The 7975-nt window shown below is 46.9% G+C and carries 8 protein-coding genes; all 8 read right to left on the bottom strand.

The features are described from left to right. Positions 1 to 171 precede the first annotated feature (171 nt). The gene (locus HWQ41_RS12995) at positions 172 to 453 is read right to left on the bottom strand and encodes a hypothetical protein (RefSeq protein WP_292763297.1); all 282 of its coding nucleotides are present in this window, start codon (positions 451 to 453) and stop codon (positions 172 to 174) included. 638 nt (positions 454 to 1091) lie between these two features. Further along, positions 1092 to 1394 carry a chaperone modulator CbpM gene (locus tag HWQ41_RS12990; protein ID WP_292763296.1) on the bottom strand — a complete coding sequence of 101 codons (303 nt, stop codon included), beginning with the start codon at positions 1392 to 1394 and terminating at the stop codon, positions 1092 to 1094. After that, positions 1391 to 2359: a DnaJ C-terminal domain-containing protein gene (locus HWQ41_RS12985; protein ID WP_292763294.1), complete on the bottom strand. Its 969-nt coding sequence runs from the start codon at positions 2357 to 2359 to the stop codon at positions 1391 to 1393. Before HWQ41_RS12985 ends, HWQ41_RS12990 begins: the two co-directional genes overlap by 4 nt. Before the next feature lie 183 nt (positions 2360 to 2542). Continuing rightward, on the bottom strand, positions 2543 to 2917 hold the full coding sequence (locus HWQ41_RS12980; RefSeq protein ID WP_292763293.1) for an AtpZ/AtpI family protein: 375 nt from the start codon (positions 2915 to 2917) through the stop codon (positions 2543 to 2545). A 322-nt stretch (positions 2918 to 3239) separates the two neighbouring features. After that, on the bottom strand, positions 3240 to 3671 hold the full coding sequence (locus HWQ41_RS12975; protein WP_292763291.1) for a F0F1 ATP synthase subunit epsilon: 432 nt from the start codon (positions 3669 to 3671) through the stop codon (positions 3240 to 3242). After that, on the bottom strand, positions 3668 to 5113 hold the full coding sequence (gene atpD / locus HWQ41_RS12970) for a F0F1 ATP synthase subunit beta (RefSeq protein WP_292763289.1): 1446 nt from the start codon (positions 5111 to 5113) through the stop codon (positions 3668 to 3670). Before atpD ends, HWQ41_RS12975 begins: the two co-directional genes overlap by 4 nt. A 264-nt stretch (positions 5114 to 5377) precedes the next feature. After that, positions 5378 to 6316, bottom strand: a complete 939-nt coding sequence (locus HWQ41_RS12965) for a F0F1 ATP synthase subunit gamma (protein WP_292763287.1) — start codon at positions 6314 to 6316, stop codon at positions 5378 to 5380. A gap of 2 nt (positions 6317 to 6318) precedes the next feature. Next, positions 6319 to 7974, bottom strand: a complete 1656-nt coding sequence (locus HWQ41_RS12960) for an alternate F1F0 ATPase, F1 subunit alpha (protein WP_292763285.1) — start codon at positions 7972 to 7974, stop codon at positions 6319 to 6321. Position 7975: the final 1 nt, after the last annotated feature.

Raw genomic sequence — 7975 nt, 5'->3', positions numbered from 1 at the left:
CTTACTAAACCCCAAGAACCCCACCCCGCCAAAGCTACGCTTTATCTCCCCTCCCCGCCGGCGGGGAGGGGCTGGGGGTGGGGTGCAATGACTATGGGAATCACAACTAATTACCCGGACATGATATAAGTCCTAGATCGGACGCTGGATAAATTTAACAGAATCCCACATTTAGCATCCATCAAAAAATATTGCTCCAGGGTTAACGTTTTCGTGTTTCGCGCAGTCTGTAGGAACTTCCGCCTTCCCTGTAGGAACTTCCGCCTTGACGTTTCCGTGTTTCGCGCAGTCTGTAGCAACTTCCGCCTTCCCTGCAAGAACTTCCGTCTTGACGTTTCCGTATTTCGCGCAGTCTGTAAGAACTTCCGCCTTAACGTTTCCGTGTTTCGCGCAGTCTGTAGTAACTTCCGCTTTCCTTGTAAGAACTTCCGCCTTGACGTTTCCGTATTTCACGCAGTTTGTAGCAACTTCCGCTTTTTCTATAGCAACTTCTGTTTTAACCTCAATACAGTTCAGTTAAGCATTTCTTCCTTCTCTTTCTTCTCTTCCTTCTCTGCGAGACGCTACGCGTAGCTTGCTTCTTTGCAGGAGTACGCGGTTCGTTAAAAAAATTGACTTTGATAAAGAGTTAAGCCTTAACCCAAGCGTATTGGCTTTAACCTTACTAAGTCGTGAGTGAAAAAAAGTAGGAGTAGGGGCACAGAAAAAGCTCATTGGTGTCAACTTCAGGTGAAAGTTAGTCTAGAAGCAGCATTTAAAGATTGTCTCGTTCCCAGTCTCCGACTGGGAATGCATTCCGAGAGGCTCCGCCTCAAGACTTGCGGCAAAGCCGCAATGAGCTGCATTTCCAGCCTCTGGCTGGAAACGAGGTTTTAAAGGGGTTTATGGCTTAAGTTGACACTAGTGAGCATTGCTGTGCCCCTACCGCGTCGTCTATTTAGCTTAAAATATAGCAGGGGACTGGGGACTCTTTACTGGGGACTGGGTTAAAAGTCTGTTTGTATACAGGTTTTATCATCAGTTAATGTCCTAACCTTCTTGTCCGTTGCTATAGCTGTAATGTATTTTGGTTCGGTTCAGTGTAGGAGATGTCACGATTTATGAGACTGATACACCTTTAACTGTGCCCGTAATTGGGCAATTTCCTGAGCCATATCTAACACCATTGCGGCTCCAACTAAGTTCAGCCGCAAATCTTGACGCAAACGCTGAATCTGAGCAATTCGAGCAATCTCGCGGGAATGCAGCAAATCGCCGATCGGTTCAATCACACCTAACTCAGCATAAAACTTCACAAGCGTAATCGAAGTTTTAGTTATCAATGCGGCATATTCAAAGGTGTAGAGTTGCTCACCTTCGAGTGAAACCACGGTTTTTGAAAGGCTGAAAGTCATAACTTAATCTCCTCTAATTGGGCACGCGGGTTAAAGCTAGTATTTGCTTGGATTTTTTCGTAGTATTCTTGCTCGATCGCACTAAGGTCTTTCGGCGTGACAATCTGAAGTTTGGCAAATAAGTCACCTCGTCCCCCTTTTGGCAATGTCCAGCCTTTGCCGCGCAGTCTTAGCGATTGCCCCGATCGCACCCCTTTAGGAACTTTTACCGTCACGCTACCATCGGGGGTCGGTACGCTGATTTGTGCGCCTAAAACCGCTTCATCGGGGCGAATTGGAATGTCACAAACCAGGTCATCGCCCTCAAATCGAAAGAAGGTATGGGGTAACACCTCGATGCTAAGATACAAATCGCCGCGCTGGGGAGAGAACGGACTAGGACGACCTTTACCCTTAAGCCGAATTCGACTACCTGGTTTTGCGCCTGCGGGAATACGGACGTTAATCGTTTCGTCGTCGAGTTGCAACCGCTTTTGGACACCGTGAAATGCTTCGGAAAATGTGAGTGCGATCGCAGCTTCAGTATCTGGTGCGGGAGCTTGAGAACGAAATCCGTCACCAAAACCATCAAAGCCATCGGTTGCCGTCGTCTGAGTTCTACGTCTCGATTCACCTCTCATTCCACCCAGCAGATCGTTGATAAAGGAATCAAAGTCACCATACTGAGCAAAATCTTCGGTCGAGACAGTAGAACCCCTTCCAGGTGGCGCAGATCCGCCCTGAACCGCTTGATTCCAGTGCTGACCAAAGCGATCGTATTTCTGCCGATTCTCTGGATCAGAGAGTACCTCATTTGCTTCGTTCAGGTCTTTGAATTTTTCCTCTGCGCTTTGATCTCCAGGATTAAGATCGGGATGGTATTTGCGGGCCAGCTTGCGGTAAGCCCGTTTGATTTCTTCAGGGGTTGCGGTTTTGCTTACTCCCAATATGGTGTAATAGTCCTTAAAGTCCGTTGCATTTGCCATCATTGACCTCTCGATTGCGGGTTACTCGGCGGTGGGTGTTTAGGAGTAATGAGTTAGGAGTTAGGAGTTAGGAGTTAGGAGTTAGGAGTGCTGAGTGAATTAAAATTCAGTCGGGGTTTAAATCCCCTTGTGTAACTCTCTTCTCTACGAGACGCTACGCAAACAATTTTGAATTTTAAATTGTTAATCTTTCTGGTTGGGAGAATCGGCTGGAGATTGAGGAAAATCATCGGATGGTTGAGATTTTGCCATACGTTCCTGCTCCTTCGATACCCATTCCCATGCAATCAAACAACCAATGGTTAAACCTGCCAGCATCAGTGCTAATGTCCATGAGAACTGACCGGGAAATCGGCGATCGATCCAGATGCCTAGTGCGATCGCTAACAAAGTTGGTGCAACGACTGACCAACCGATCAAGCCTGCAAAACCTAAACCAAACCAAACGCCACCATAAGGTTTTGCTTGACGAGCATAAAGTTTGCGACGTTCTTTATTAGCGATCGCTTTGGTGAAAAGATGCGTTTGCGATCGCGACTTCCGGGAGGGAGTTTTCATACATATAGGAATCCGGTTTGATTCCTGAATTTACTTGTGTGGACAGGGAATAGGGAACAGGGAACAGGGAATAGGGAACAGGGAATAGGGAAGAAGAGATAGATCCGTACTGAGTCGAATGGCACTAAGTTAAGATACAGCCCCTGCCCTGACTGGTTCCCAGCCTGGAGGCTGGTAACCCATTCTGGGAGGCTCCGCCTCCTCTTTCTTAACGAGAGGTAGAACCTCTCAGAATTCGTTGCCAGCCTCCAGGCTGGGAACGAGGCGACACAAGCCTTTGGGCTTTTCTTAGTGCCATTCCGTACTGAGTCTTGTTCAAAAATCAAATAGGAGTCCTATATTGACCTAACTCGATAAAGTGTCGAATCGTGTTTACCTCTAGCTTTGCTAAAACGGAACGTGCTGTTTTTTCGCGTTCATCGATTAAGCGAAACTGTTCCTCAACGGTTTTTCTCAACATTCCCAAATCGCCACCTGAGACAGCATATTGAGTAGCGACTGTTACCTGATCACCATGCTTGATCAAAATTCCTTGATCGATGGCGAGGAATTGCTCTTGTCCTTGCGCTGAAACGAAGGATAGCAAACTCGGTATCAGCGTCGTGACAAAATCTATATGGCGAGGCAGTAAGCAAAATATCCCATTCTCTGCTTCTGCAATCACTTTGATTGCGCCTGTTTCGATCAAGATTTTGGTGGGTAAGACAACTTTCAGCCGCATTTCTAGATGTGTTTCTGATGGTGTGGAGGTCATGATTTTTTGCTCTCCTCTGGTGCTTTTACATCTGTTGGAGCTTTTACGACTTCATTAATTGAACCAATCATGTAGAGCGATCGCTCTGGTGTATCAGAAAACTCGTCATTGAGAATGCGATCGCATCCATCTAGGGCATCGTCTAATTCTACTAATTTCCCTGTCAAACCTGTAAACTGGGCGGTCGAAAAGAAGGGTTGAGTCAGAAAACGTTCTAAAAGTCGCGCTCGATAAACCACTTTGCGATCGCCTGGGGATAATTCTTCTAAGCCCAACATCGCAATGATATCTTTCAGTTCCTCGTATGTGGCAATGGTTTGGCGTACTGCTTGAGCGATTTGATAATGGCGATCGCCAACGATATGAGGCATCAGCATTTTGGAATTCGATTGCATCAAATCCACGGCGGGATAAAACCCTTCACTCGCCCGTTTGCGTGATAATACAATCGCGGCTGACAGATGCGAAAACACCGCCACAGCAGAGGGATCGGTGAAGTCGTCCGCAGGTACATAAACCGCTTGAATGGAAGTAATCGCCCCTGCCGATGTATTGCAAATGCGCTCCTCTAGTTGAGCGAGTTCGGTGGCCAGGGTTGGTTGATAGCCCACCCGCGAAGGTAGTTGTCCCATCAGTCCCGATACTTCTGAACCGGCTTGGATAAAGCGAAAGATATTATCGATTAAAAGCAATACATCTTTTTGAGAGCGATCGCGAAAATATTCTGCCATCGTCAGCGCTGCGTGTCCTACCCAAAATCTGGCTCCTGGGGGTTCATTCATCTGTCCGAAAACTAACACTGCATTTTGAAGAACGCCCGTTGCTTCCATTTCTTGATATAAATCAAGAGCTTCGCGGCTGCGTTCGCCAATCCCACAAAACAAACTTACGCCTTGGTGCTGCTTGACCATATTATGGATCATTTCTGTAATTAGCACCGTTTTACCAACGCCTGCACCGCCAAGCAAACCTGTTTTGCCGCCCCGTTCCAAAGGTGTGAGCAGATCGATCACTTTGATCCCAGTTTTGAGGATTTCGGCTTTGGTGACTCGCTCTGACATCGCGATCGGCGTAGCATGGATCGATCGCCATTCGCCACCTGCGATCGCCTCTTTCTCATCGATCACTTCGCCAAATAGGTTTAACATTCTGCCTAAGAGGCGATCGCCCACTGGAACTTGTAACGGGTGCTGAGTATCAATGACAATCTCGCCGCGTGTCAAACCTGCGGTTGGGACAAGTGCTACACCCCGCACCACCTGAGCGCCCAGATGTGAAACCACCTCAATCGTAATATTACCCGCTTTTCCTGTTTGTAATTGGGTATGTATATCTGGCAATCGGTTAGGAAAATGGATATCAATGATGCTGCTCCGCACAGAGAGGACGGAACCGAGATTTTGCTCTTGGGAATGATTTGATAATTTAACATTTAGTTCCATTTAAAATCGACCTATCTATAGGAATTTTTCTTGATTTACCGTAGGGGCAATTCATGAATATTGGTGTCAACTTAACGTTAAAAGGGCGGTTAGAAACCGCGTCTACACAGGCAAAACCCACCTTCGTGGATTAAGAATCCTTGATTTTGTATTAGTCCACGGAGGTGGACTTCGTTTGTGTAGCCGCGAATTCTATTCGCCAAGGCTTAAGTTGACACGCATGATTCATGATGCTCCCATTACGAACTACGAATTACGAATTATCTAATGGCTTAACTCAAAAGCGGAAATAATTTCTAGTAATTCATCTGTAATTGCAGTTTGGCGTTTTTGCTGAAATTGACCAGTAAACTCTGTAAGCCGATCTTCGATGTTTTTTTCCGCAACTTGCATAGAAGCGAGACGGCTAGCGTTTTCACCAGCGAGGGATTCACCAAAAGCACGATAAAGCGAGATAAAGAAATATTGTCGTAATAGAGAGGCAACCAAAACATCGCTCGGCATCGTAAAAGTTGGTAGAGTTCGCGATCGCGGTTCGACTGCGCTCACCGATCGCCATGCAAGGCTTTCGATATGTTCTAGCCATTCGCGATCGAGTGGCAATAGTTGCAGCTTGTACGGCTCGGAAAACGTATTAGAATTTAAGTGGTTGTAGAACAAGAAAATTCGGACAATTTGCTGGCGATCGCGCCATGTGGCAATGTGCAGTAAGATTTCTTGAACCATTGATGTGATCTCAGTTAGCGATCCTGGCATGGTGAAAGTCTGCTCGATCGCATAGCCTGCGGTTTCTAAATGGGAGATAATTCTCGATCCAACGGCAAAAATCGCCAACTGTTCGGGTGAGATGTTCAACTTCTCTAATTCGGCGATCGCATAGCGGCTAATCTGTTCGTTGAATTGACCGCACATCCCTTGGTCAGAGCCAAAGATAATCACGCCGCAACGACCAACATCGGAGGTCGAAAGGGAGCGTGAATCACTATCGCCATTCATCTGTTGGGTATGTGCGTCATGGTTATGCGCTGCCTTCAGAACGACATGCAAACCCATTTCGATTGTAAGATTATATTCAGCGAGGGAAGTAACCGCCTGTTCATATTGATGGATGTTTAACGCCGCTAATACTTTCATCATTTTCACCACGGCTTGCAAATCTTCCGCAGTGTGGATTTGGCGTTGGAGAAGCTCAAGGGATGACATGGCTACTCCTTTGAATCTTTTGGATCAATTGAATCTTTTGAATCTTTTGAATCCTTTGGATCTTTTGAATCCTTTGGATCAATTGGATCTTTTGAATCTTTTGTATCAATTGGATCTTTTGAATCCTTTGGATCTTTTACAGCTGTAGCGATCGCAGTTTTGGCAATATTAAGTAAGGCATCGCGATCGGCATCAGTCAATACGGCTCCGCTTTCGATTTGCAGGCAAAGATCGGCTAACTGGGTGGATATTGCTTGGGCGATCGCAAACTCGGCAATGGCAATTTTAGCGATCGGCACGGAATCGAGCAAGCCTGCTGTCACCGAAAGCAACACGGCTATTTGCACAGCAGCCGACATCGGCGCATATTGCTTTTGTTTGAGAATCTCGCGCACCCGTTGCCCACGTTCTAAAGTTAGGCGAGTCGATTCTTCTAAGCGCGTCCCAAAGCGAGAGAAAGCCTCTAGTTCTTCAAATTGAGAATAGGAAAGACGTAAATCTCCTGAAACAGTACGATAGGCTTTTAGTTGGGTTTTGCCGCCTACCCGCGAAACCGACTTGCCGATATCGATCGCAGGCAATACTCCTTTTTGAAAGAGGTTTGGCGAGAGATAAATCTGTCCATCGGTAATCGAAATTAGATTAGTCGGGATATATGCAGCAATGTTTTGTGCATCTGTTTCGAGGATCGGCAGCGCAGTTAAGGAACCACCACCCCGTTTCTCATTGAAATGAGTAGAGCGTTCCAGTAAGCGAGAGTGAATGTAAAAAATATCACCTGGATAGGCTTCGCGTCCGGGTGGGCGGCGCATTAACAGAGATATTTCTCGATAGGTGCGGGCATGATTGGTGAGGTCATCGTAAACAATTAGCACATCGCGCCCTTGCTCTGTAAAATATTCTGCCATTGCAGTAGCGGCATAAGGAGCGACATACTGTAAGCCTGGTGGATCTTCTCCTGCTGCCATCACGACTGTTGTGTAGGCAAAAGCCTCATGCTCATCGAGGTCGGCAATCAGCTTGGCAACAGCTGCGCTGCGCTGTCCGATCGCGCAATAGATACAGAGAATATTTTTGCCTTTTTGATTGATAATCGTATCAAGGGCGAGACCGCTTTTACCCGTTTGGCGATCGCCTAAAATCAATTCTCTCTGTCCGCGTCCAATCGGAATCAGGGCATCGATTGCTTTGATTCCCGTTTGCAAAGGCACATTTACGGGCGCACGATCCATGATCGCCGGGGCATCGCGTTCGCTAGGACGGCGTTGGGAAGTTCGCACCATGCCTTTACCATCGAGGGGGCGACCGAGGGGATCGATCACTCTTCCTAGTAGTGTGTCGCCCACAGGTACATCAAGCACTTTGCCAGTGCGCTGCACTTGGGTACCTGACTGGAGTTGATCGCTAGAATCAAGCAAAACTACCCCAACTTCTTCGGGATCGAGGTTAAACACCAACCCCAGACTGCCGCCAGTAAAACGCACAATTTCCTCTGACTGCACATTTGGCAAACCGATGATTTTGGCGATTCCTTGCCCAATCGATTGGACAATCCCGATCTCCTGCGATCGCAATTTCGCTTCCTGCTGATCGAGAACTTGAGTATAAACTGCAAAAGTATCTTGTAAAACTGTCTGTAAAGTTTCTTCCTTTTTCACA

The organism is Nostoc sp. NOS(2021) (assembly GCF_017115025.1).
Classification (GTDB): Bacteria; Cyanobacteriota; Cyanobacteriia; order Cyanobacteriales; family Nostocaceae; genus Nostoc.
The sequence above is the reverse complement of the archived record's forward strand: the minus strand, read 5'-3'. Positions and strand labels throughout refer to the sequence as shown.